Annotated in this window: 1 protein-coding gene; it reads left to right on the forward strand. The window is 55.8% G+C overall.

Annotated features, from left to right (window positions below; genetic code table 11):
* A partial coding sequence (locus tag FDX22_RS19875; protein WP_146717666.1) for a sulfatase-like hydrolase/transferase occupies positions 1 to 240 on the forward strand: 240 nt, incomplete at both ends.

Consider the following 240-nt stretch of genomic DNA (forward strand, 5'->3'; position numbering starts at 1 on the left):
GGACAAAAACACCCGTGACGAAGCGCTGTTGAAAATGACCGCCCAGGTGCTGGCCACCGAACGCACCCAGCCGCAACTGATTGTGCTGCATTTAATGGGTTCTCACCCGCAGGCCTGCGACCGTACACAAGGAAAATATGAGACTTTCGTCCAGTCCAAGGAGACCTCCTGTTACCTGTACACCATGACGCAGACGGATGACCTGCTGCGCCAGCTTTACGAGCAGTTGCGTAACAGCGG

Source organism: Citrobacter sp. TBCS-14, from assembly GCF_005280805.1.
Taxonomy (GTDB): Bacteria; Pseudomonadota; Gammaproteobacteria; order Enterobacterales; family Enterobacteriaceae; genus Citrobacter; species Citrobacter gillenii.